The following is a 23,572-nucleotide window of genomic DNA, read 5'->3' as shown; positions in this document are numbered from 1 at the left end:
AATAAAGACCTGTACGGCAAGAGCTGTGCAGGTCTTGTTTTTTTGCAGAAAAAAATCTCGGCTCACAAACAGTGAACCGAGATCGGGGAGATCATATTATTTACCGTTTCTCTTGAAGATCGCGCCTACGACCTTGGGACCTGCGTTGATAGCGATAGCAGCGCCGATCTGATAGAACTCAACAGGCGGATATCCAATCTTTTTCGTGAGGATAGCCGCCAGCTCATCGGCAGGCTCTCTGTCCGAGCCGTACACGATGCTGTAGGGTGTCTGCGGTATCATCTCTTCGAGTGTGAGCTTCACGATCTCGGGGATGATGTTCTTGTCGCCGCGTACCTTGCAGTTTGTGACGATCTGATTGTCCTGTATGCGCATGATGGGGCGAAGTCCCATCAGCTCACCTGCGAACGCCGCCGCAGAGGGGATGCGTCCCGACTTGCGTGCGTATTTGAGGGTATACATCGCAAAGAATATTGTACAATTTTTCACCCAGTCCTCAACAAAATCCACGATCTCAGCGGCGCTTTCGCCCTTCTGAGCCTTGATTGCCGCCTGCTCGACCGCATAGCCGTATGCGCCCGTGTAGGTCACGCCGTCGATGGTGTAGATGCGGAACTTGCCTTTGCGTTCGGGATGCTCCTCGAAGAACTGCTCGGTCGCAAGGATCGAGTTTGAGTTGGTCGAGCTTCCGTCCTTATTGATCGTGATGTTGATGACATCGGTATAGCCTTCGTCAAACAGGCGCTCGAATATCTCGGTGTACTCGAATGCGGTTATCTGCGAGTGAGTCGGTGTCTCGTCAGCCTCGTCAAGGATCTTGTAGAACTCCTCGTTGGTGAAATCCACGCGGCTCGTAAGGCTCTTTCCGCCGACCTCGATCTTGAAAGGCACAACGAGTATGTCAAGCTCCTTTTCGCTCTTTTCGCTGATGTCCGATGCCGAGTCGGTCATTATCTTTATCTTTGCCATAGTTTTCTCCTTATTCCCATGTATATTGTGTCAGTCTGCCCTCTCTGCCGAGGTCGGGATAATCCCATTGTCTCAGCACTTCATACACGGCTATCGCGACCGAGTTTGAAAGGTTCAGACTGCGCAGTGTCGGTCTCATAGGTATCCTGACGCAGCAGTCGGGATTGTCATAAAGCAGCTTTTCGGGAAGCCCCTTGTCCTCGCGCCCGAAGACGATGTAAACGGGTCTGTCCTGCTGGTACTGTGCTTCGCTGTGGACTTTTCTGCCCTTAGTGGTGAAGAAGTAGAACTCACCGTCGTTTTTCTCAAAGAACTCCTCAAGCGAATCGTATTCATATCTTTCCAGTTTGTCCCAGTAATCGAGCCCCGCGCGTTTCAGCTGTTTGTCGGTTATCGTGAAGCCGTAGGGCTTTATCATGTGCAAAGCCGCGCCCGTAACAGCGCAGGTGCGTGAAATATTGCCGGTGTTCTGCGGTATCTGCGGCTCGACCAGCACGATGTTCAGCTTGTTCAAATCATTACCCTCGTTACAAAAGTTTTCCTGCCATAGATTTTGGAGCTGCCTGCGGGTTTGATTGGGGGAGACCCTTTTGAAAAAGGGTCTTCCCCCAAACCCCCTCACTAAAACTTTTAATACTTTTTGGCAAGGGAAAGTTATTCTTCCTTGCGTTGTATTGGTGGGAAAGTTTGTAGTTCTTTTACTAAATAGTCTGCCCCTTGCCAAAAAGACATTCAATTACGTATAACACCTCATCGTGCGTTGATCGTTCGGATGTCGCTTTTGAAATGGCGAGAGGCAAACGTAGCCCATACATCAATCTGCCAACAATATTAAAAGTCTTTGGAAGGGGGTCTGGGGGAGAACCTTTCTTCAGAAAGGTTTCCCCCGGTAAAACCCGCAGACAGTCATGCAGGATCACAAGAATACAACTTATTATATCATACTATTCACGAAAAATCAAGACTTTTTTTGGTGAAAAATAAAATCGAGACAAGAAGCGGGGGCTGCATCTTGTCTCGGTCTGTCACTGTCTGTCGAAATACGCCTTGCCGCCCGAGGGGTTGAAGTAGGTGCGGATGTACCCGTCTGTCGAGAGTATTACGAACTCGTTCGTAGCCTCGATGTAGTACACTCCGTCGCCGTCCTCGGCTTCGGTCTTGAACAGCGCGTCTGGGGAGTTTATAACGTCGGAAGCGGCTGCCTCATATTCGGCAGCGGACGCAAAGCCCATATCGACACCGTGCTTCTCGTAATGCTGTTCGAGCTGTTTCTTGGTGCGGAATCTGTATGCGGTATTTTTCTTCTCATCCGCGGAACTCGTTTCAGCCGAGGTCGTCTGTCCTTCGGTCTCGGTCGGGGTCATTTCAACGCTCTCATCGGCAGCAGGCTCGGTCTCGATGCTTTCCTGAGAGACCGCCGCAACGGTAGTCGTCACGGTCTCGGCTGAACTTATGCTGTCCGAGTCTGCATCATCCGACGGCGCCGTCACGAACGCTATCAGCATTCCGATTATGAGCGCAAGGACTCCGCCAAGTGAAGCTGTTGTTTTTTTGCTCATTACTGTCCCTCCTTGACTTCAACGCCGACGCAGTGGTCGGTGAAAGATTCGGTTATCGTGATGCGCTTTGTCTGCTTGTGCCATGAGCCTTCGCCTGCGACCCACACCAGCAGATATTCGCGGGAGTGTCCGCGGTGAAACCCGTCGCCGCGCTCCCGCTCGAACAGCACTTCCACCGTTTTGCCGACAAATCCGCGGGTGTATTCTGCAGCAGTCTCCTTGCAGACGGCGGTTATCTCACGAGCCCTGCGAGCCTTCGTGCCGCCGTCGAGCCGTCCGTCCATCTCGGCTGCTTTGGTGCCGCTTCGCTCCGAGTAGGGGAAAACGTGCGCCTGCGCAAAGCCTATCCGCCGAATGAACGCCATAGTCTCGGCGTGCTCCTCTTCGGTCTCGGTTGGGAAGCCTGCCATGATGTCGGTGGTTATCGCGCAGTCTGGGAACGCCTTCCTCAGTTTCCCGACGAGAGCCGCGTACTCAGCCGTGTCGTAGTGACGGTTCATGGCTCTGAGCACCCTGTCGCAGCCGCTCTGCATCGACAGATGAAAGTGCGGACAGAGCTTGTCCAGCGCCGCCAGCCTTGCGATATCCTCGTCCGAAAGCATCTCGGGCTCTATCGAGCTGAGCCGCACCCGATGCCCCTCTCCTGCCGCGCAGGCGGCTTCGACTGCGTCCACCAGCCGCAGTCCCATCTCGCGCCCGTAGCAGCAAAGGTTTATGCCCGTCAGCACTATCTCGCGGTGTCCCGAGCTCACCAGTCCGTTGACCTCGCGGCGGATGTCCTCAAGCGGTTTCGAGCGGATATGCCCCCTTGCGTAAGGTATCACGCAGTAGGTGCAGAACATATCACAGCCGTCCTGTATCTTTACGAAAGCGCGTGTACGTGAACCGTGAGAGAGCGTCATTGGCTCGAATGAACGCGGCACTTCGCCGACCGATATCTGCCGCTCGCTTGACATGAGATATTCGTACACCATGTCGGGCAGGGAAGTCTTCTGACCCGAACCGCTGATTATATCGGCCGACAGCTCTGCGGCTTTTTCGGGGAAAGCCTGCGGAAAACATCCCGTTAGCGCAATAAGGCACTGCGGATTCTCGCGCCTGACCGACGAGATGAACTCCCTGAGCTTTGCGTCTGCCTGCGCGGTCACGGTGCAGGAATTGATGACGCAGACCTGCGCCTGCCCCACCGATGCGGCGCGTGTGTCTCCGCGCTTTTCAAATGTCTGTTCGATGACTTCCGTCTCGTAGCGGTTGACTTTGCATCCGAAAGATGCGTAATATATCTTCAAAAAAGTATCACTCCCGATGATTTCGTGAACGCCTTGTGTCTGTTGCATAAAAAACGATAGGCTGTATTGTGCAAATAGTACAATAGAACCTCCTGCTACAGACAATTATACTATATTTTATGAGAAATTGCAACTATCCCCCTTGACAAATCGCGAAAAAAGATTATAATTATATGTAGAGGACGGGAAAAACACAGTATACCGTCTCAAACCCAAAATCAGGAGGTAATAAATATGAAAAAGGTAAAGATCAATCTTAACTCCATCACTGCCGTAAAAGAATTTGTTAGCATCGTTATGATGTATGATTTCGACGTTGACCTCGTTTCGGGCAGATACGCTGTAGACGCTAAGTCCATCATGGGTATCTTCAGCCTTGACCTCGCAAACAGCATCCAGCTCGTTGCTCACACCGAGGATGTAGGCGATTTCTTTGACAAGATCAAGGATTTCATCGTTGACTGATCTTAACAGATAAGTTTTTATCGGCGGGGGACTTGTTCCTCCGCTTTTCTTTTGTCTGATGATATAGGAAACCCCTATATATGAGCCTTTGGTGATAACGAATTCTTATTGCTCGAAATTTTCATCGGATATTTGCGGAAAATGGTCTGCCGTAATCCGAAAAAGCCTGTATTTACCGAAGTGATAACGTTGTCGCATAACGCGTCCGAGCATTATCCGACAGCCTCGGGAACAGCCGTTTTACACCGTTTTTTCTGCCGCTGACCCATGAGCGCAGCACAGCCGCTGACAACGTTATCGCGTTTTATTCTTGACCTTTCGCATGATTTCGTGTAAACTGGATACATCGAAAACAATACATGACACGAAAGGAACGATCACCATGGCAGAACTCAGATTTGACACCAAGAAAATAAAGGCAGGCTACAGTCCGCTCGACAACAATCTTGCGATCTCGCCCCCTATCTATCAGACCACCGCATACGATTTCAAGAGCACCGAGCACGCTCGCAACCTCTTTACATATAAGGAAGCTGGCTACCTCTACACCCGCGTCGGAAACCCCACAGTCACCTACTTCTCCGAGCGCGTAAAGGCGCTTGACGGCGCTAAGAACGCAGTTGCGGTAGGTTCGGGAATGGCGGCTATCTCCTACACCCTGCTGAACCTTGCGGCAAAGGGCGGCACCATCCTTGCGTCCCCGTTCCTGTACGGCGGCACTATTGACGCTTTCGACAGACTTTTCCCCGAGTTCGGCGTTAAGATCAAGCTGACCGACGCAGTCCTCGACCCCGAAAAGCTCGAAGCTGAGATCACCGACGACGTAAAGGGAATCTATGTTGAGTCCATCAGCAACCCGAACGCATACCTGCTCGACATCGACGCTATCTCCGAAGTTGCTCACAGACACGGCGTTCCCATAGTCGTTGACAATACACTTGCTACTCCTTACCTCTACAGACCGCTTGAGCACGGTGCGGACATCGTTGTTTACTCCGCAACAAAGGCGTTGACAGGTCACGGCAACATCATCGCAGGTCTTATCCTCGACAACGGCGACATGAGCCTTTACACCAAGGAGAAGTATCCTCAGTTCTACGAGAATATCGTAATGCTCGGCGGCAAGTCGCCAGCGGATATCTTCCCCGACAACTTCTTCATCTTCCGTGCGACTCTCGTATATCTGAACCTGCTTGGTGCGGCACTTTCTCCGCAGGACGCTTACCTCGGCATAATCGGTCTTGAGACTCTTTCCGAGCGTGTGGCAAAGCAGTCGAAGAACGCGGCGAAGATTGCGGCATACCTCGAAAGCTCGCCCGCTGTAGAGTGGGTACGTCACCCCAGCCTTGCGAGCTACAAGTTCAAGGAGCTTGCCGACAAGCATCTTACAAACGGCGGCGGCGGTGTCCTCTCCTTCGGCATCAAGGCAACTCCCGAGCAGGAAGCTGAGTTCCTGAACAATATCAAGCTGTTCCACTACCACGTAAACCTCGGCGATGCACGTTCGCTCATCGTTGACTCGCCGAATACCACCCACTCCGAGCTGAATGAGGAAGAATTCAAGCTCGCAGACATCCCCTCGAACCTCATCCGTATCTCGGCAGGTCTTGAGGACGCAGACGACCTTATCGCAGACCTCGAACAGGCGTTCAAGGCGGCAGGTCTCATCTGACGGAAATTATTACAGCCCATGCACTTCCGTGTGGGCTGTATTTTCTTTCCATAGGCACTTGACAAAAACGCGGCGGTGTGGTATAATAATCTGTGTCGTGCAAAAAACAGGCTCAGTCCGACGACAAATATGCGGGTATGGCGGAATTGGCAGACGCGCCAGATTTAGGTTCTGGTGGCAAAACCGTGCAGGTTCAAGTCCTGTTACCCGCACTATCGACAAGCTGAACAAAAAGAACTCACACCTTAACACGATGTGGGTTATTTTTGTTTGTTATGCGATGTGTCCGCCCGAAGCGGACATGGCAAAAAAATCCGACAGTTTTTACCATGCTGTCATCTTTTTATCATCGTTTATGTATACAGTATATATGACCCGCCTTGGAAAAATTGAGATCACAAAAAAATACCTCAATGGATATTCAAGGTGCGGGACAGAGATTCAGAAATGAAAAAACAGATATTGTTCTGAAAGTGTGGGCAAAGAAATGATTACAGATATTATCGGACAGCTTGAAGCGACCGCTGCCGCGTACCCCGATAAGCCGATGTATTCGGACAGCGAACGCAGCCTGACATTCGGTCAGGTGGTCGATAAGGCGAGAAGGCTCGGCAGCGCCCTCACCTCGCTTGTGGAAGTCAGAAGCCCTGTGGCTGTCATGTGCGGCAGGAACGTCTTTACCCCTGCGGTCTTTCTCGGGGTCGTGTACGCAGGCTGCTTTTACGCGCCGATGGACGCCGCACAGCCCGAAGCAAGGCTGAAAAGCATCCTCGGACTGCTTAAACCTGCGATACTCCTTGCAGACAGCGACTCTATAGAGCGCGCCCGTTCGCTGGGGTATGAGGGCAGGATACTCTGCACCGATGAGCTTTTTGAAGGCGATCCCGATGTAGCCGCCCTTGAAAAAGTCCGCGAGAACACCTGTATCGACGACCCGCTGTACGTTATCTTCACCTCGGGCTCGACAGGTACGCCAAAGGGCGTTATAACGAGCAGACTCTCGCTCTGCTGCTATATCAACGCTTACCGCAGCGTCATGGGGATAGATGAGACAGACATCCTAGGCAACCAGTCGCCCCTCGATTACATCGCGGCGATACGTGATATTTATCTGCCCGTGTTCACAGGCGCGTCCACGTTCATCATCCCGAAGCAGTGCTTTGTGATGCCCGCCGAGCTTTTCAAGACCCTTAACGAGCGGAAAATAACAGCCGTCGGCTGGAGCGTTTCGGTGTTCACCATCGCGGTAAAGGTCGGCGCATTCGGCGGCGAAGTCCCGAAGTACCTGAAAAAAATATGCTTCTCTGGCTCGGAGATGCCCTGTTCTGTGCTGAAGGTATGGCAGGAGAACCTTCCCGACGCGAAGTTCGTGAATCAGTACGGTCCCACCGAATGCACCGCTTCATGCACCTACTACGAGGTCACAGAGCGTGTCAGCGACGGTGATGTGCTGCCGATCGGCAGACCCTACAGCAACTACCGTGTCTTTCTGCTGGACGAGGAGGGCAGGGAAGTTCCGCAGGGCGAGATCGGCGAGATCTGCGTCGGCGGTGTGGCTGTGGCGCTGGGATACTACAACGCCCCCGAACTTACCGCAAAGTCCTTTGTCAGCGATCCGCTTTCCGTCGGCTACTTCGGCAGGATCTACAAGACAGGCGACTACGGCATGATGCGTGAGGACGGCGTGCTGCTTTTCAAAGGCAGAAAGGACAGGCAGATTAAGCATCTCGGTCACCGCGTTGAACTGTCGGAGATCGAGAGGGCGGCACTTGCGGCAGGCGGCGTGGACGACTGCTGCGCAATGTATCAGAAGGAAAAGGAACTGATATATCTGTTCTACGCGGGAAACACCGATGTCAAGACCCTCGCGACAGAGCTTCGGCGCGTTCTTCCTGGATTCATGGTGCCGAGAAAGCTCGTACAGCTCGATGAACTTCCGCGCCTTTCAAACGGCAAAACAGATATGCAGGAACTAAAGAGATCATTCAGATAATGGAGGAAACAAAAATGAAAGAACAGCTTATGGAGATACTCGGGGATCTCAGACCCGACGTTGATTTTGAGAACGAAAAACAGCTTATCACCGACGGCGTGCTCGACAGCTTCGACGTTGTTTCGATGGTCGGTGCGCTGAACGATGAATTTGATATCGAGATCGGTGTTGCAGACCTTGTGCCCGATAATTTCAACAGCGTTGACAGCATCATCGCACTGATCGAAAGACTTCAGGATGAGTGATGATGAACGGCGGAAACATGGATTTTCTGAGCAAGGCGGCTGTCGGCTTCGGCACGCCCTGCTACATTTTTGATACCGATGTCTTCGCGGATCGCGTAAGGAAAGTTAGGCAGGCTTTCGGCGAAAAGGTCGGGCTCTGCTATTCCATCAAGGCTAATCCCTTCCTGACCGCATCCCTTCCCGAGGAGATCGGCTACATCGAGGTCTGCTCGCCGGGCGAGCTCTCTGTCTGTGAGAGTGTCGGTGCGGACATGAGCCGCATCATCTTCTCGGGCGTGAACAAGACCTTCGGGGACACCGAACGCGCTTTCACCGACGGTGCGGCGATATTCACCGCCGAGAGCAGCCGTCATCTCAGTCTGATAAACTCGGTCGCCGAAAAACACGGCAGTACCGCGGATGTCATCCTGCGGCTCTCCCACGGCAATCAGTTCGGCATCGACGAGCAGGAGCTCTGCGAGCTCATCGCGGACAGGGACAGCTATAAAAACCTGCGCTTCATCGGACTGCACTACTTTACAGGCACACAGAAGTCAAAGCCGAAGGTCATCGCAAACGAATTGACCCGCCTTGACGAACTGCTCTGCCGACTGAAAGAGGACTACGGCTTCCTGCCGTCGCATATCGAGTACGGCACGGGTCTTGCAGTCGAATACTTCAAGGACTTCACCGACGACACCGATCTTTCACTGCTCGGTGAAACGGCAGAGCATATCCGCGCATTTGCTGAGAAATATCCTCTCACCGTTGAGATGGGCAGATTTTTCGCCGCCCCCTGCGGATATTATCTCACGGGCGTAAACGACATCAAGACGACCAACGGTGTCAGCTATGTTATCTGCGACGGCGGCATCAATCACCTTAACTACTATGGTCAGAACATGGCGATGAAAGTGCCCCCGATAGCGAAGCTCGGCTCGCAGGAGGGAGAGACCGCGGACTACTGCCTGTGCGGAAGCCTCTGTACGGGCGCTGACATACTTGTGCGCAAGGTCACACTCCCGAAACTCGCAGTGGACGACACACTCGTCTTCTCGAAGTGCGGAGCGTATTCTGTCTGTGAGGGACTGTCGGTCTTTCTGTCGCGCAGTCTCCCTGCTGTCTGTGCCTACAGCCGCTCGGGCGGTCTCGTGCAGCTTCGCGGACACGCCGAGACCTATCCACTCAATTGCGGAGGTGCCGATAAGTGACATACACCTCTGTCAGCTTTCTGCTGTTCACGGCGTTCTGTCTTGGGGCGTACTACATCATGCCGAAAAAGTATCGGTGGTGCGTTCTGCTGGCGGCGAGTATCGGATTTTACGCGATAGTATGCCTGAAATATATCGTATTTCTGCTGCTCACATCCCTCACCACCTACGCAGGCGGCATACTTATCGGCAACTACACCGACAAGACAGACAGACTGCTAAAAGAGAACAAGAAAACATGGGACAAGTCACAGCGCGACAGCTTCAAACAGTCAGTCGGCAAGCGCAGGAAACTGATGCTTTCGGCGGTGCTGGTCGTGAACTTCGGCATACTGGCTTTTCTCAAATATTTCAATATGCTGGCGGTCACATTCGGCGGCAAGGGTCTTGCACTTTTCCTGCCGCTGGGTATCTCATTCTACACTTTCCAGTCGATGGGATACGTGATCGACGTTTACCGAAAAAAATTCCCTGCCGAAAAAAATCCGCTGAGACTGCTGCTTTTCGTCAGCTTCTTCCCGCAGATAGTGCAGGGCCCCATCAGCTTTTATTCCGACCTCGCCTCGCAGCTTTACGAGGGTCACGAGTTCCGCTTTGACAGCATAAAGCAGGGCGCTATGCTTATCGCATGGGGCTTTTTCAAGAAGCTGGTCATAGCCGACACCCTTGTCGGCGGGATTAACGCCGTCGCAAATGACAGCGCTTCCCACTCGGGCACGCTGATACTCTCGGCGGCGCTTCTCTATGCGCTCCAGCTGTACACCGATTTCTCGGGCGGCGTGGATATCTCACGCGGAGTGTCGCAGATGTTCGGTATCGACCTTGCGGAGAATTTCAGGCGTCCGTATTTTTCGAGGAGCATCTCCGAATACTGGCGCAGATGGCATATCACCCTCGGCGCGTGGCTGAAAGAGTACCTCTTTTACCCCATCGCGATGTCGAAAGCCTTCATGAACCTGTCGAAGCAGCTGAGAAAGCGTTTCGGCGCACAGGCGGCGAAAGTCCTGCCCGTGAGCATCGCGTCGCTGATAACCTTTATCATAATCGGTATCTGGCACGGCGCCAACTGGAAATACCTTGCGTTCGGCGTGTTCAACGGCGGCATCATCATGATCTCCACACTGCTTGCAGAGCGTTTCACGAAGCTGAAGACCTCGCTGAAGATCTCCGACAGCAGCAGACCGTTCATCGCATTCCAGATGCTGAGAACTTTCCTGATCATGCTTGTGGGCTACTATTTTGACATCGCGACTGACTTTTCGGCGGCGATGGATATGATGGCAAGGAGCATCACCGACCTGCATATCTCGGAGCTGTTCACGCAGAGCTACTTCGAGACCCTGATGATACAGCCGCAGGATCTTATAATGGTCGCGGCCGCGACTGTCGTTCTGCTCATCGTTTCCATAATACAGGAACGCAGCGAAAAAACACTTCGCGAACAGATCTGCTCGAAGGGCTTTGCCGCCGAGAGCATCGTGTTCGCCCTGCTGGTGTTCAGCGTGCTGGTGTTCGGACACTACGGCCCGGGAAATAACCCGGCAGATTTCTACTATATGCAGTTCTGAGGAGGTATAAATGACTACACGCCGTAAAAGAGCATTAAAGATCATCTCGCTTCTGACCGCCATGCTGTTCGTTTATGCCTTTCTCTCGTGGTTCCTGGTCCGCACATCGACCACCTCTGAAATGCACATAAAAGAGTTCTATAAGGAGCCGAAAAACTCCATGGACATAGCGATCATCGGCGCGAGCGAGATGTACGCAGATTATTCTCCGCCCCTTGCCTACAAGAAGTACGGCTTCACAGGCTACAACTACTGTATGGAAGGCACCGCAGGACAGCTGTATGTGCCCATGCTTGAGACCTATTTCAGCAGGCAGTCCCCTCAGCTGGTCGTGATCGAGGTGAACGGATTCTTCTATTCGGAAGAATACTGCAAGCGTGAAGCAAACAGCCGCCGTCTGTTCGATAACATCCCCCTGACCGCAGGCAGGTTCGGACTGGTGAACAAGTACGTCGAGGGCGACAAGATGAGCTACTATCTTCCGCTCATCAAACACCACTCGAACTGGCACGACCTCAGTTATCAGTTCGTGAGAGCGAAAAGGCTCGTTCTGAGCGATTTCCGCGGTGTCTCTCCGACCAAGAGTCTAGGAACGCGTACAACTACCGATTCACAGATAAAGAAGTACGCGAAAGTGAAGAATCCTACCCTCGGACAGATCGGCAAGGATAATCTCAGAGGAACGATAGATTTCCTGAAAGACAGCGGCGTCAAGCAGGTGCTGTTTATCAGAGCGCCCCATATGGGCAGGATGACCGAGGATAGCGCAAAGGAGTTGGAGGAGATAATCACCGACAACGGCTACGATTTTCTAGACTGCGACCTGATAGCGCAGGATGTCATCGGTCTGGATGAAAAAACGGATTACTACAACTGTGAGCATCTGAACGCTTTCGGCTGTGAAAAATTCACAGATTTTCTCGGAAAATATATCACCGAGCATTATCAGCTGGATAAGACTCACACCGAAGATGTCGAACGTCAGTGGCAGGAAAGCGCCGACTTTACCGAGAAGGTCTTCGTAAAGCTGAAAGAGCGGACGCTTTTTGACGAGGACAAAGAATACTACGAAAGCAATGTTTACAATCTTGTTGATTTTTGAACAGCATATGTGAATAAAGGCACTTTTGTCGGATGGATGACAAAAGTGCCTTTTCTGTTATTTTTCGCGGGAGTCGATGCAGGAAGTCCGCATCCGCACTCAGAACATGACCTTTTCAAACCTGAACATCCCGTCAAAATCCTCGCCATCGGGTTCGTGACTGTGCGGATCGGGGTGTCGGGCATTGAAGAACTCCACGATGTGGAAACCGCATCTGTTGACGTAGAAATGGATGTTTCTCTTCTCGAAGTATGGCGTGCAGGTCTCCCAGACCCGTATCTCGGGGTGCAGCTTTTCGACCTCACACAAGGCGGCATAACCGATGCCCTTGCTGTGAACGTCGGGCGAAACGAACAGCAGTTCAAGGTCGCCGCGCTCAGCGGTTTTGTCAACGTTCAGCACAAGCCCCCCGACCTTTTCTCCGTCAAGTATGATGCGGTACGCCTCAGCGCCCTCACGGCCGATAGATTCCTTGATGGTGTCAGCCGAGATTATCTCGCCCTCTTCCTCAAAATGCTCATCCCGCACCCCGAATTCCCGAGTCGCACCGTACAGAAACGCATACTGATTGTCCTTGATGAAACAGTCGCGGTCGTCGTCTTCAAGCGGTCTGAGGGTCACGTTCACATCTGCTTTTTTCATATGTTACACTCCTTTGGTTTCGTTTTTTAGTGTTTCTGCGGGTTTTCTCGGGGGAAACCTTTCTGAAGAAAGGTTCTCCCCCAGCCCCCCTTCCAAAGACTTTTAATACTTTTTGGCAAGTGGTGTGTTTCTTCCTTACTTTGTATTGGTCGGGAGGATTGTAGTTCTTCTGTTATATTGTTTGCCACTTGCCAAAAAGATGTTCTTGAGTGCAGAAAAGGGGTGGGGGCTTTCTTCACGAACACATTGTAAAATGGCGGTCTGTTATTTTCTGACAGAATAGCTTGTTTATTACAGTATATCACTCTATCTCGTATCCTGCGAGAAACTTGTGTGATATAAAAATGAAAAAACCTTGCTTTGAGCCACTTTTCGTTCCTTGACTATTCATCCGCGGTGTGATATAATAAAACTGACAAAAACATCCGGACCGAAAGGAGCATTGTATGAAAGAAATGCTGACAAAAGCCGAGAAAAAGGTCGAATATCTCGAACTTATATACGACCTGATATTCGTCTACATCATCGGGCGGAACAACTCGCTTCTCCACCACACCGCCGAAGGCAGGATACAGCCTGCGATGTTTCTGACCTACATCCTCTGCACCCTCGCGGTGATTCAGATATGGAACTTTTCTGCTTACTACATCAACCTGTTCGGTCGGAACGGTCTGAGGGAACACATTTTCCTCTTCTCGAATATGTTCCTGCTGTACTTCATCGGTGAGGGCACTCACGAACACTGGCACAGCTTTCACACCCAGTACCACATCGCGTGGGCACTGATACTCTTCAACATCGTGGCTCAGTACGTCATCGAATACCGCCGCCACACCGACGACGCCCCGCTTCTCAAAAACATTCGACAGATCATTTTCACCCTCGCGGCGGAAGGCGTTTTGGTGCTTGCCGTCATTCCTGTTTACAGGCTGACGGGCACAGAAGTCTCGTACCTGCCGATACTTTTCGGAATGATCGTGACGATGCTTTCAGGCAGGGGCGGCGGCGAGACGAACGTCGATTTTGCGCACCTCTCCGAAAGGGCGATGCTTTACGTGGTGTTCACCTTCGGCGAGATGGTCATCGCCATATCGGGTTATTTCAAGGGCGAACTGAGCTTCAACAGCATCTACTTCGCGCTCTCGGCGTTCCTGATAGTCGTCGGACTGTTCCTGAGTTACGGCACCTTCTACGACCACATCATCGACCGCGAACAACCCACCAACGGGCTTGTCTATATGCTGATACACATTTTCATTATCTTCGCGCTGAACAACATCACCACCTCACTGGAATTCATGCGTGAGGAAGAGATCGAGCTTTTGCCGAAGATAGTGTTCCTCATCGCGTCATTCCTGACATTTTTCGTGTTCCTGTTCCTGACAAGGCGCTTTGCAAAAAAGACCTGCCGACCGCCCCTTTCTTTCTATCTGAAAATGTCGGGGCTCGCACTTGGCTTCACCGCGCTGATGCTGATATTCCGCGAGAATATGCGGGTGAACATCGCGGTGAGCGTCATTGGCGTATACGCCGCCTATGCCGAGATATACAGGTTCGGCAGGCTGAACCGTGAACATCACTGCGATAACGTTATCAATTCCGAACCTTGACTGCCGCGGTCTGATGTGATATAATTTAGGTATCATTTTTTAGGAAAGGTGAGGTAAATATGATAACAAGAAACGAAGCATATGAACTGCTCAGAAAGTACAACAAGGACAGTTTTCACATCCAGCACGCGCTGACGGTGGAAGCGGTCATGAAGTGGTACGCAGATGAGCTCGGATACGGCGACAAGTCGGAGTACTGGGGCATCGTTGGTCTCCTGCACGACATCGACTTCGAGATATACCCCGAAGAACATTGCCTTAAAGCTCCCGAACTGCTGAGAGAGGGCGGCGTAAGTGAGGACATCATCCACGGTGTATGCTCTCACGGTTACGGCATCACCGTCGGCTGCGGCGTGACGATAGATGTCGAGCCCGTACACGAGATGGAGAAAGTGCTTTTCGCGGCGGACGAGCTTACAGGTCTTATCGGCGCGGCGGCACTTATGCGTCCCTCGAAGAGCACGAAGGATATGGAGCTCAAGTCGCTGAAAAAGAAGTACAAGAGCAAGGGCTTTGCGGCAGGCTGCTCGCGCGAGGTCATCGAACGCGGCGCATCACAGCTGGGCTGGGAGCTTGACAAACTGTTGACCATGACTCTTCAGGCTATGGCTGCCACCGAGGATACCCTCAACGAAGAGCTGAAAGAAGTAAATACGGAGGTCTGACCAATGGAAACTGCCGAGATCAGGACGAATATGTACGAGCACACCTCGATGGAGCTTGAAAAGAACAGGCGCACCCTCGAACTGCTGTTCAGGATAAACCACACAATGCCGCTGACGGACGAATACAGCGCCCTGCTGAAAGAGCTCCTCGGCGACGGTCTCGGTGAGGGGAGCGTTCTTATGCCGCCGATACAGATGACCGCCCCCGAAATGGTGAAGCTCGGGAAGAACGTGCTTATAAACGGCAACTCGCTGTTCATGGCGATGGGCGGCGTGACCCTTGAAGACGATGTAATGGTCGCCGCAAACGTTCAGTTCCTGACCAACAACCACGACCTCTACGACAGACAGCAGCTCACCTGCAAGCCCATCCTTGTCAGAAAAGGCGCGTGGATAGGCGCGGGCGCATCCATCATGCCAGGAGTCTGCATCGGCAGGTACGCAGTGGTGGGAGCGGCAGCGGTCGTGACGAAGGACGTGCCCGACTACGCGGTCGTGATCGGCTGCCCCGCAAAGGTAGTCAGGGAACTTGACCCGAAGCGTTTTGAAGACATCTGATAACAGAACAAGGGACTGCGCTAAAGACTGCGCTAATACAGAAGTTTTTATCACAACAATTATAAACAAGACCTTTACAGCAGGCTAACAGAAAAGGCATACAGATACTCAGATGGTATTTGTATGCCTTTTTCTATTAAGATGTAGAATCGAATCGTCATTCTGATTGACTAATTGTGCAATTTATGCTATAATATAAGTTGAAAAAACTATAGGAGGCGAAACTTTTATTGCTATTCTAAAACTAACAAAGCAAGATATTATAAAAGCTTTGAATTATATTGATGAAAATGGTATTCCACCACATAATCAAAGTACAAAGTATAATCTTGTTACAAAAGATGGTAAGAAATATCCACCCATATATGTTTTATCTATTGCAGATCAACTTATTAATGGCGATAAAAAATCTAAGCCTTATATTTATGGTTTGGAAGGAAAAGAGTTTTTGAAAAAACTTGGATTTAGAATTGACGACAATCTTGAAAAATATACATTAACCATAACTGCTGATAATGTTATCTCAACTGATGAACGTTTTTCTATAGATGATTTAGGACAAGGCGATAATTATAAGCCTCTTGATGTTCACTTTACAAAGGCTAATGGTGCTATAATTCAGCGTAATTATTCAAAAGGCGAACGCAGACATTCCAATCAAACTATGGCTCGAATTGCTTTTCACGTATTTGAAAAAGAGATTTCTGCCATGTCTGTTGAGCAAAAAGAATCATTCCCCATTTGCAAATATAATCCAAGCAGCGACGCTATCTGTGGCATTTTCCCCAGCGTAGATGAATTCAAACAACATCGTAATACTATTGAATATCTGACGTATAGCTATGGAGAAGGCAGACAGTTCGTTATTTATTGTTGGAATATATTTAGTACCATTATATTTGTACAGGAATGCCTGAAACGATTTGGTGAATCAGGCGATGCGTTTGTACTTACCTATCGTGAAAAAGACGAAAAAGAAGCAGAACAGGATACAGTCGAAGCTGCCGCACAGGAAGAATTGGTGCAGCAATTTAAAGGCTACAGAAATCCGTATTCCTCTATGCTAATCGAATCCAAGAATATTATTTTTCGTGGCGCACCCGGCACTGGTAAATCTTATCTCGCAAAAGAGATCGCAGCAGATATCATCAGTAACGGCTATTTTGATGACTATACTCTCTTGACTGATGAACAGAAAAAACAAGTGGAATTTGTTCAGTTCCATCCAAGCTATGATTACTCAGATTTCGTAGAGGGACTGCGCCCACAAGTGAACGCCGACGGCTCTATGAGCTTTACATTACAAGACGGCGTACTCAAGAAGTTTGTTGCCCGTGCAAGAAAGAACTACGAAGATTCGCAGAAGTCTATGGAAGCAATAGAAAAAGAAATGTCTGTGCAGGATGCAATGACGGACTTCTTTGCCGGAATAGAATTTGGAGTAGACAAGTTCCAGACAATAAACGGAAATGAGTTTACAGTTACAAGTGCCGATGATCAGCACATTTATATCTTTATCCCGAATAATTCAGAAGTGAAGAAGTTATGTCTGAGTGCTGATGAGATTCGACAGATGTTGGAATCAGGTGAAACATTCTCCAAAATCAAGGACATCACTCGATTCTTTGGAAAACAGTATGCAACTCAAGGCTATTCTTATTACTTTGCACTTTATAATGCGATCAAAGCAAAAATGAATTGTTCTTCAAAGGTTACAGCAAAACCAGAAGAACTGAAAAAGTACATATTCATCATTGATGAGATCAACCGTGGTGAGATATCTAAAATTTTCGGAGAGTTGTTCTTTGCAATTGATCCCGGTTATCGCGGCAAATCAGGTGAAGTCTCCACGCAGTATGCGAATCTGCATACCAATCCCGATGAAAAATTCTTTATTCCGGAGAATGTATATATCATCGGAACGATGAATGATATTGACCGTTCCGTTGATTGCTTTGACTTTGCGATGCGCCGCAGATTTCGTTTTATTGAGATCAAGGCTGACGCACAGCTTGAAATGCTCGCTTCACTTGATGATGAGATCCTTGAAGCAGAGGCAATCAGACGCATGACAGCGCTGAATAACGAGATCGTAAAAGTTGATGAATTGAATGAGAACTATCAAATCGGTGCGGCATATTTCCTGAAACTGAAAACGCTGACATTCGACCAGTTGTGGACGGATTATCTCCAGCCGCTGCTTCAGGATTATGTACAGGGGACGTATGATGAAGCGTCAATCATGAGCAGATTTGCAAAAGCATATGGCTATCAGAAGCCTGAAAACGAAAATGATGATGAAACAGCTCAGAGTTAGGGATAACTCTCAATATGATAAGGAATATTTCTCAGATATTCCAAGATTGACACGAAAAATCGATAGTAAAACGCTTGAACAGCTTGAGCATGAGGGGGTATTTGTATTTCCGGAGCTTGTGGCTGATGCGGAGGATATTACAAAAGATCAGATGATCTTACAGCGTAACGGTGACAATTACCGGACTCAGAATGTGATGGGTTTTATCGGATACGGTGACGAAAGGCTTGCTCTTACCTCAAGATTTGCAGATGAGAACAGCGATTATTTCCTACAGTATATGCTGGAACAGGTACTTGACTTTCCAAATATCGTTGATCTCAGCACAAGCGCCAATCAGGATGACCGGCTTTTCCATATGCTGTTATTCCTGTTCCCGTATTATTTGGAGCAGGCAGTTAGAAAAGGGTTGTTTAAGACATATATCCGCAGGAAATATAACGACAGCAATATCATGGGCGTTATTGATATTCCCCGTCACATCGACAAGAACACACCGTTTGTAGGAAAAGTTGCATACAATCAGAGGGAATACTCCTATGACAATTACCTCATGGAGTTGATACGGCATACAATAGAGTTTATCAAGAAGAAACCATACGGAAAAAAGATTCTTGCAAGGATAAAAGACGAAGTTCAGCTTGTTGTAGACGTCACACAGGATTATGCACCTTTTGATAAGCACTCAATTATTGAGAAAAATACCCGTAATGTTGTCCGAAACGCTTACTATCGGGAATACCGTTCTTTACAGCGCCTTTGCATGTTGATACTACAACAGCAAAAACACCAGATCGGTTCCGGTGCGAGACAGATTTACGGCATTTTATTTGACGGTGCGTGGCTGTGGGAAGAATATGTCAATAAGCTTATATCTGACAAATTCTATCATCCGCGCAACAAAGGCGGAGAGGGCGCACAAAGACTGTTTGCAGGCGGTATCGGGCTGATTTATCCTGATTTTATCGGTCGGGAACATTCTCCTCGCCTGATTGCAGATGCAAAATACAAGCCTACAGATAATATCGGAGGCAAAGATTATTTGCAGCTATTAGCGTATATGCTTCGGTTCGAGGCAAAGACGGGGTATTACCTGTATCCGGATTCTCAGTCAACCGGTGATATGAAACTGATGCTGAACAAAGGTGTGAAATACGAAAACAACGTCAAAGCTCGTGACGATATTTGTGTGATTAAACATGGGCTTTGCATACCTGATACTGCAAATAGCTATGATGATTTTGTTATTGCTATCAAAAAGAGTGAAAGCACATTCAGGGAGCTTTTTCACAGTGCTACATAAATATTGTTTTGAAGGGCGGTGCTATCATGCCGTTTCAAATAATCCGCAATGATATAACAAAGGTAAAAGCCGATATCATTGTAAATACAGCGAATCCGCAGCCAGTTATCGGTAGCGGTACTGACAGTGCAATATACAATGCAGCCGGTGCCAATGAGCTTTTAGCAGAACGTAAGAAGATTGGAAACATTAAGCCGGGTGAAGCAGCTTTAACACCTGCTTTCGGCTTGTCAGCAAAATACCTCATTCACACAGTCGGTCCAGCTTGGGAAGACGGCAAACACGGCGAGAAGGATATATTGCGTTCCTGCTATGAGAATTCGCTGAAACTTGCGGCTGAACAAAATGCACAAAGCATCGCTTTTCCGCTTATCGCAACAGGCGTGTACGGGTTCCCGAAAGATGCCGCTCTCGATATTGCATTGTCGGAAATTGGAAAATTCCTGCTGATGCATGAAATGACTATTATACTCGTTGTGTTTGGGAGAGAGTCCTTTGTCCTTTCGGAAAAAATAGTCGGTTCAATTGATGCATATCTGGATGAACACCAGATTCAGGTGTTGGAGAGTGAGGAATACAAATGCGGTAAAGAGCTTGAAATCGCCCGCAGACGCCGCGCAGCACAGCAATATCACGCAGGTAATATGCCTTCTGATGGCGCTGCATCATATCCGGCAGCCGTGAAACCGCTTGATCAGATTCTCAAGGTTACTGGCGATACATTTCAGCAGCGGTTGTTCAAGCTGATTGACGCAAGTGGTATGGATGATGTAACTGTATACAAAAAAGCCAATATCGACAGAAAGGTGTTTTCCAGCATCAAATGTAAACCGAACTATAAGCCAAGTAAGAAAACAGCCATTGCATTTGCAATCGCACTTCAGCTTGATTTGAAGACAATGACTGAGCTACTGCAATGTGCAGGAATTGCTTTTTCACCGAGTGACCCTTTTGATCTCATCATTTCTTATTGTTCGCAGAATGGTATCTACGATATTTTCGAGATAAACGCTATCTTATTCAAATATGGACAGCCGATTCTCGGTGAATAACTCAGGAAGTGGTTCATTTGTCGTTTGACAAACGACCACTTCTTCTCTTATATGTGGTATACTGGGATCATCAAAGGAAAGGAGGTCTTCGATATGATCGGAGCATTATTAGGTGATATGATTGGCGCACCCTATGAGTTTGATAGAGGTGCAAAAACGAAGGACTTTCCACTTTTCGGCAAGCATTCCGAATTCACGGACGATTCCGTTATGACGATTGCAGTCGCCGAAGCGATGCTCGATACCCTCGGACAGCCCGATGAGGAAATCACATCAGCACTGGTTGCATCTATGCAGAAGTGGGGCAAGAAATATCCGAATGCCGGATACGGCGGTATGTTCATCCGCTGGCTGCACGAAAAGAATCCTAAGCCCTATGGCAGCTTCGGCAACGGCTCAGCGATGAGAGTATCTCCGGCAGGCTGGCTCTTTGACGATATTGAAACGACAAGGCACACATGGCTGCGCTTACCGCTGCGGTATCGCACAATCATCCGGAAGGCATCAAGGGTGCAGAGGCAGTCGCCAGTGTGATCTTTCTTGCAAGGACCGGCAGTGGCAAAGATGATATCATGGACTACATTATAAATAAGTTCGGTTATGACCTCTCTTGAACCTGCGATGAAATCAGACCGGGATACCATCATGTGGAGACCTGTCAGGAAACGGTGCCTGAAGCAATTACTGCTTTTCTCGAAGGACAGGACTTTGAGGACGTCATTCGTACAGCAGTATCCCTTGGAGGCGACTGTGATACGCTCACTTGCATCGCTGGCAGTATGGCAGAGGCATTATTTGGCGTTCCTGATGAGATAGCCGCAGAATGTAGAAAACGACTGCCAGATGATATAAACGCAGTACTTGACCGTTTCAATGAACTGAGAATACCTGCCATACCGCCATTTCACGATGAGTTTCTTGACGGAAATACGCTGATAGAACAGGCGATTGCCGATTATTATGCCGACGACAGCAAGGAAAAACTGCTTGCTGTTCTGGAGGCAATTCGCCAGTGTATGCACGCCGACCGTCATTTTATCATTCTGGTGATCGTAAATGAAGAAGATGATAATACGGTTGCCTTTCGCACGCTCCAGACAAATGATGGCAAACTTTGGCACGTTGTATTCACATCTCAAGAGGAATACGAGAAAGGAAAAAATAGCGCAGTTATCTCGCACTTCATTGACAGCACCCTGCAGTCCTGCCTGAAAACCGAAGCAACCGGTTATATCATCAATCCGTGGGGACAGTCGTTCATGCTGACAAAAGAGCTGATCCAAATGATTTATGAAGCTGACGGTGGTGTGGAATACACGGTATTTGATGAGCCGATAACTGAAGAATTGTTGGAGGATGGCTCTTTTCTCAAAAAAGCCATTGAAATCTGTAACAGAAATCGCACGAAGCTCAACCTGATAAAGCTGGCAAGAATACTGCGAGACAGCTATGTATGGATTCCTTGTAATGCCATTTTAAGTGATGAAGATTATGAGATTTGGTCTAAGGCTGTATTAGATGCAGCGGATAATGGCGATATGGGCTCCTTAATAGGACGTGAGTTTACTTCACACGATAACATCCGTATGGTTCCGGATATTCTTCAGAATGACGATAACTTCTTCTTCCCTGTGTTCACATCCGATGAGGAAATGGGAGAATACGGAGAGCATTTTTCAAAAATACAGCATCATTTCCTTGAAGCTATGAATTTAGCACGAAACAACGAGAAAAACGTCTGCGGAATCGTAGTAAATGCCTTCTCGGAGTCGTTTGTCATTCCGATAGAATTGTTCGATATCATTGCTGATATGGATTCAAGCATTGAATAATGGGCTATTCAGTTAATGTCTTTGTAATAATTTTATAAAATAGAAATGTGGTATTTCAGGGAATTACATAACCTGAAATACCACATTTTCTTTCTCAGCGTTTTCTAATCCTCGTCCGAACACTCATCAAGCCCGTGCAGGAGCTGGATGTAAACGCACTCTGCTCGGTCATGTTCTTCGCCGTCAGTGGACATCATAAGTTCAAGGAAATATGCCTTTGCTTCTTCGTAATCCTTCCAAACCTCACGCCTGCCGTTACAGACGGTCGTGACCTTTCGTGTTCTCGGCATTGCCAGTTCAGGTGTTTTTAACATTGCTTTGTACCTCCAGAAGTTTTATTGTGAATCAATTATAGCTGATAATTATTCCGGAGTCCAGCATATCGGGATAATTGTAATAATCTTTGTGAAAGGCGCAGCAATATCACAATTATCCCCGGTGCAATGCGCTGTATCATTCAAGTACATTCTGCCTTCGTTTTCTCTGCTGATCTCGACTCTGCTCCTGACGTAGATATTGTTCGATCTCTCTTGCCTTCTGATCGACAGCTTTGTATTCAATATTCTTCTGAACTTGTCAATCCCACTTGACACATTTTATTCGAACAGTTTTAAGCAGCAAGGCTTAAGCTGTCATAGTAGAGAGCTCTCTTGACAGCAGGCGGCAGTCCGCCGTTAGCGGTGCATATTCTCCGGTTAGCCCAGTAGCTCATGTAGTATCTCCAGATCATGGTTTTGAGTTCCTCAATCGTGTAGTTTTCGGACTTGTCGTTCCTGCTGTAGAACAGCTCTTCCTTCATTCTTGCCCACATACTTTCACATCTGGCGTTGTCGTGGCATCTTCCGCCTGCACTGTTCATACTTTGAATTATCCCATACTTCTTTATTACTGTCCGATATTCTGCACTTGTGTACTGGCTGCCTCTGTCGGAATGTATTGATGTCAGGATACGCATTCTTCGCATTTTCAACGGTATGAACACAGAGCGAAGCCCTCATATTATCCTCAATGGCAAGCCCCAGCGGCATAAGATCAAAGCAGTCAAATATTGCTGAAACATAGACTTTTCCATCCTTTGCTTTGAGCTCGCTGATGTCGGTCACGGCTTTTTCAAGCGGCTTATCCGCATGAAAATCACGCTTTAAAAGGTCGTCCGACTTGCGTGCTTCACTGTCGGCTTTGGTGATGCCGTTGGGCTTTCGCTGAGGCTTATGGATAAGCCCTATCTGTGCCATTACCTTGCGGACTGTGGCTTCACAAGGGATATCGATAGCTATTTCTCCGGCTCTCTTTTTCAACAGCAAAGCCATATACATACGCTGTCTGCCGTAGGTATCGTTATACTTGTCATCGTTGTGGATCTTCATCATTTCGTTGGCGAGAGCCTGGTATTTCCAAGGCTTATTCTTGCGGTCAAGATAGTCATAAAACGCCTGTCTTGTTACCTCTAAAGCCTTACAGTAAAAGTTGATCCTGCCCTTGACCTTACCGTCATCGGTCTTTATGGCAATGAACTTTAGCCGTTCTTCTTTCCCGACTTC

General features: G+C 48.9%; 22 protein-coding genes, 1 tRNA gene and 2 pseudogenes. 17 read left to right on the top strand and 8 right to left on the bottom strand.

All coding sequences use genetic code 11. The annotated features are described in order from the left end of the window. Positions 1–96: 96 nt before the first annotated feature. The 4 genes from BT142_RS05930 to mtaB form a co-directional block, all read right to left on the bottom strand. A complete protein-coding gene (locus tag BT142_RS05930) occupies positions 97–969 on the bottom strand; it encodes a DegV family protein (RefSeq protein WP_072417293.1) in 873 nt (290 codons plus the stop codon). Positions 970–979: 10 nt separating this feature from the next. Then, a complete protein-coding gene (locus BT142_RS05925; RefSeq protein WP_072417292.1) occupies positions 980–1,483 on the bottom strand; it encodes a tRNA (cytidine(34)-2'-O)-methyltransferase in 504 nt (167 codons plus the stop codon). Positions 1,484–1,994: 511 nt separating this feature from the next. Further along, the gene (locus BT142_RS18425; protein WP_084659349.1) at positions 1,995–2,528 is read right to left on the bottom strand and encodes a hypothetical protein; all 534 of its coding nucleotides are present in this window, start codon (positions 2,526–2,528) and stop codon (positions 1,995–1,997) included. Continuing rightward, positions 2,528–3,817, bottom strand: a complete 1,290-nt coding sequence (gene mtaB, locus BT142_RS05915; protein WP_084659348.1) for a tRNA (N(6)-L-threonylcarbamoyladenosine(37)-C(2))-methylthiotransferase MtaB — start codon at positions 3,815–3,817, stop codon at positions 2,528–2,530. The genes BT142_RS18425 and mtaB overlap by 1 nt, the downstream gene beginning before the upstream one ends. A 234-nt stretch (positions 3,818–4,051) precedes the next feature. Between mtaB and BT142_RS05910 the strand changes: the two genes are divergently transcribed. The 8 genes from BT142_RS05910 to BT142_RS05875 all read left to right on the top strand — a co-directional run bounded on the left by BT142_RS05910 (position 4,052) and on the right by BT142_RS05875 (position 12,052). After that, positions 4,052–4,282, top strand: a complete 231-nt coding sequence (locus BT142_RS05910; RefSeq protein ID WP_072417290.1) for an HPr family phosphocarrier protein — start codon at positions 4,052–4,054, stop codon at positions 4,280–4,282. Positions 4,283–4,664: 382 nt separating this feature from the next. Beyond that, positions 4,665–5,954, top strand: coding sequence for an O-acetylhomoserine aminocarboxypropyltransferase/cysteine synthase family protein (locus BT142_RS05905; protein WP_072417289.1), 1,290 nt, complete (start codon positions 4,665–4,667; stop codon positions 5,952–5,954). Between the two features lie 131 nt (positions 5,955–6,085). Beyond that, positions 6,086–6,166: transfer RNA gene (locus BT142_RS05900), tRNA-Leu, on the top strand. A gap of 275 nt (positions 6,167–6,441) precedes the next feature. Continuing rightward, positions 6,442–7,947 (top strand): amino acid adenylation domain-containing protein, encoded by a 1,506-nt coding sequence (locus tag BT142_RS05895; protein WP_072417288.1) that lies wholly within the window; start codon positions 6,442–6,444, stop codon positions 7,945–7,947. A gap of 14 nt (positions 7,948–7,961) precedes the next feature. After that, entirely contained in the window at positions 7,962–8,192 is a 231-nt protein-coding gene (locus BT142_RS05890; protein WP_072417287.1) for an acyl carrier protein, read from the top strand. Then, positions 8,192–9,382: an alanine racemase gene (locus BT142_RS05885; RefSeq protein ID WP_084659347.1), complete on the top strand. Its 1,191-nt coding sequence runs from the start codon at positions 8,192–8,194 to the stop codon at positions 9,380–9,382. The genes BT142_RS05890 and BT142_RS05885 overlap by 1 nt, the downstream gene beginning before the upstream one ends. After that, on the top strand, positions 9,379–10,950 hold the full coding sequence (locus BT142_RS05880; RefSeq protein WP_072417285.1) for an MBOAT family O-acyltransferase: 1,572 nt from the start codon (positions 9,379–9,381) through the stop codon (positions 10,948–10,950). The genes BT142_RS05885 and BT142_RS05880 overlap by 4 nt, the downstream gene beginning before the upstream one ends. A gap of 10 nt (positions 10,951–10,960) precedes the next feature. Next, the gene (locus BT142_RS05875; RefSeq protein WP_072417284.1) at positions 10,961–12,052 is read left to right on the top strand and encodes a hypothetical protein; all 1,092 of its coding nucleotides are present in this window, start codon (positions 10,961–10,963) and stop codon (positions 12,050–12,052) included. Positions 12,053–12,151: 99 nt separating this feature from the next. On the opposite strand, the gene BT142_RS05870 is transcribed toward BT142_RS05875, so the two are convergent. Continuing rightward, positions 12,152–12,694: a GNAT family N-acetyltransferase gene (locus tag BT142_RS05870; protein WP_072417283.1), complete on the bottom strand. Its 543-nt coding sequence runs from the start codon at positions 12,692–12,694 to the stop codon at positions 12,152–12,154. 446 nt (positions 12,695–13,140) lie between these two features. Between BT142_RS05870 and BT142_RS05865 the strand changes: the two genes are divergently transcribed. From BT142_RS05865 to BT142_RS19525, 9 genes and pseudogenes are all read left to right on the top strand, one after another. Then, positions 13,141–14,304, top strand: coding sequence for a low temperature requirement protein A (locus BT142_RS05865; protein ID WP_072417282.1), 1,164 nt, complete (start codon positions 13,141–13,143; stop codon positions 14,302–14,304). 59 nt (positions 14,305–14,363) lie between these two features. Further along, on the top strand, positions 14,364–14,969 hold the full coding sequence (locus BT142_RS19000; protein ID WP_072417281.1) for a hydrolase: 606 nt from the start codon (positions 14,364–14,366) through the stop codon (positions 14,967–14,969). Between the two features lie 3 nt (positions 14,970–14,972). Further along, positions 14,973–15,527 carry a DapH/DapD/GlmU-related protein gene (locus tag BT142_RS19845; protein WP_072417280.1) on the top strand — a complete coding sequence of 185 codons (555 nt, stop codon included), beginning with the start codon at positions 14,973–14,975 and terminating at the stop codon, positions 15,525–15,527. Between the two features lie 271 nt (positions 15,528–15,798). After that, entirely contained in the window at positions 15,799–17,844 is a 2,046-nt protein-coding gene (locus BT142_RS05850) for an McrB family protein (protein WP_242871930.1), read from the top strand. After that, complete coding sequence (locus BT142_RS05845) at positions 17,792–19,147, top strand: 5-methylcytosine restriction system specificity protein McrC (RefSeq protein ID WP_242871929.1); 1,356 nt, start codon at positions 17,792–17,794, stop codon at positions 19,145–19,147. The genes BT142_RS05850 and BT142_RS05845 overlap by 53 nt, the downstream gene beginning before the upstream one ends. A 26-nt stretch (positions 19,148–19,173) precedes the next feature. Beyond that, positions 19,174–20,199, top strand: a complete 1,026-nt coding sequence (locus tag BT142_RS05840; protein ID WP_072417278.1) for a macro domain-containing protein — start codon at positions 19,174–19,176, stop codon at positions 20,197–20,199. Positions 20,200–20,292: 93 nt separating this feature from the next. Further along, entirely contained in the window at positions 20,293–20,733 is a 441-nt protein-coding gene (locus tag BT142_RS19535) for an ADP-ribosylglycohydrolase family protein (RefSeq protein WP_072417277.1), read from the top strand. Between the two features lie 113 nt (positions 20,734–20,846). Beyond that, positions 20,847–20,942, top strand: a pseudogene (locus BT142_RS19530) (ADP-ribosylglycohydrolase family protein); the annotation flags it as partial. Positions 20,943–20,978: 36 nt separating this feature from the next. Next, positions 20,979–22,031, top strand: coding sequence for an SseB family protein (locus BT142_RS19525; RefSeq protein WP_242940024.1), 1,053 nt, complete (start codon positions 20,979–20,981; stop codon positions 22,029–22,031). 104 nt (positions 22,032–22,135) lie between these two features. On the opposite strand, the gene BT142_RS05825 is transcribed toward BT142_RS19525, so the two are convergent. From BT142_RS05825 to BT142_RS05820, 3 genes and pseudogenes are all read right to left on the bottom strand, one after another. After that, positions 22,136–22,345: a hypothetical protein gene (locus BT142_RS05825; RefSeq protein ID WP_072417275.1), complete on the bottom strand. Its 210-nt coding sequence runs from the start codon at positions 22,343–22,345 to the stop codon at positions 22,136–22,138. Between the two features lie 296 nt (positions 22,346–22,641). Beyond that, positions 22,642–22,842, bottom strand: a complete 201-nt coding sequence (locus BT142_RS19985; RefSeq protein ID WP_347497637.1) for a hypothetical protein — start codon at positions 22,840–22,842, stop codon at positions 22,642–22,644. Between the two features lie 4 nt (positions 22,843–22,846). Then, positions 22,847–23,572: pseudogene (locus BT142_RS05820) on the bottom strand (hypothetical protein); the annotation flags it as partial.

This window comes from Ruminococcus sp. YE71 (assembly GCF_900119155.1).
GTDB lineage: Bacteria > Bacillota > Clostridia > Oscillospirales > Ruminococcaceae > YE71.
The sequence above is the reverse complement of the archived record's forward strand: the minus strand, read 5'-3'. Positions and strand labels throughout refer to the sequence as shown.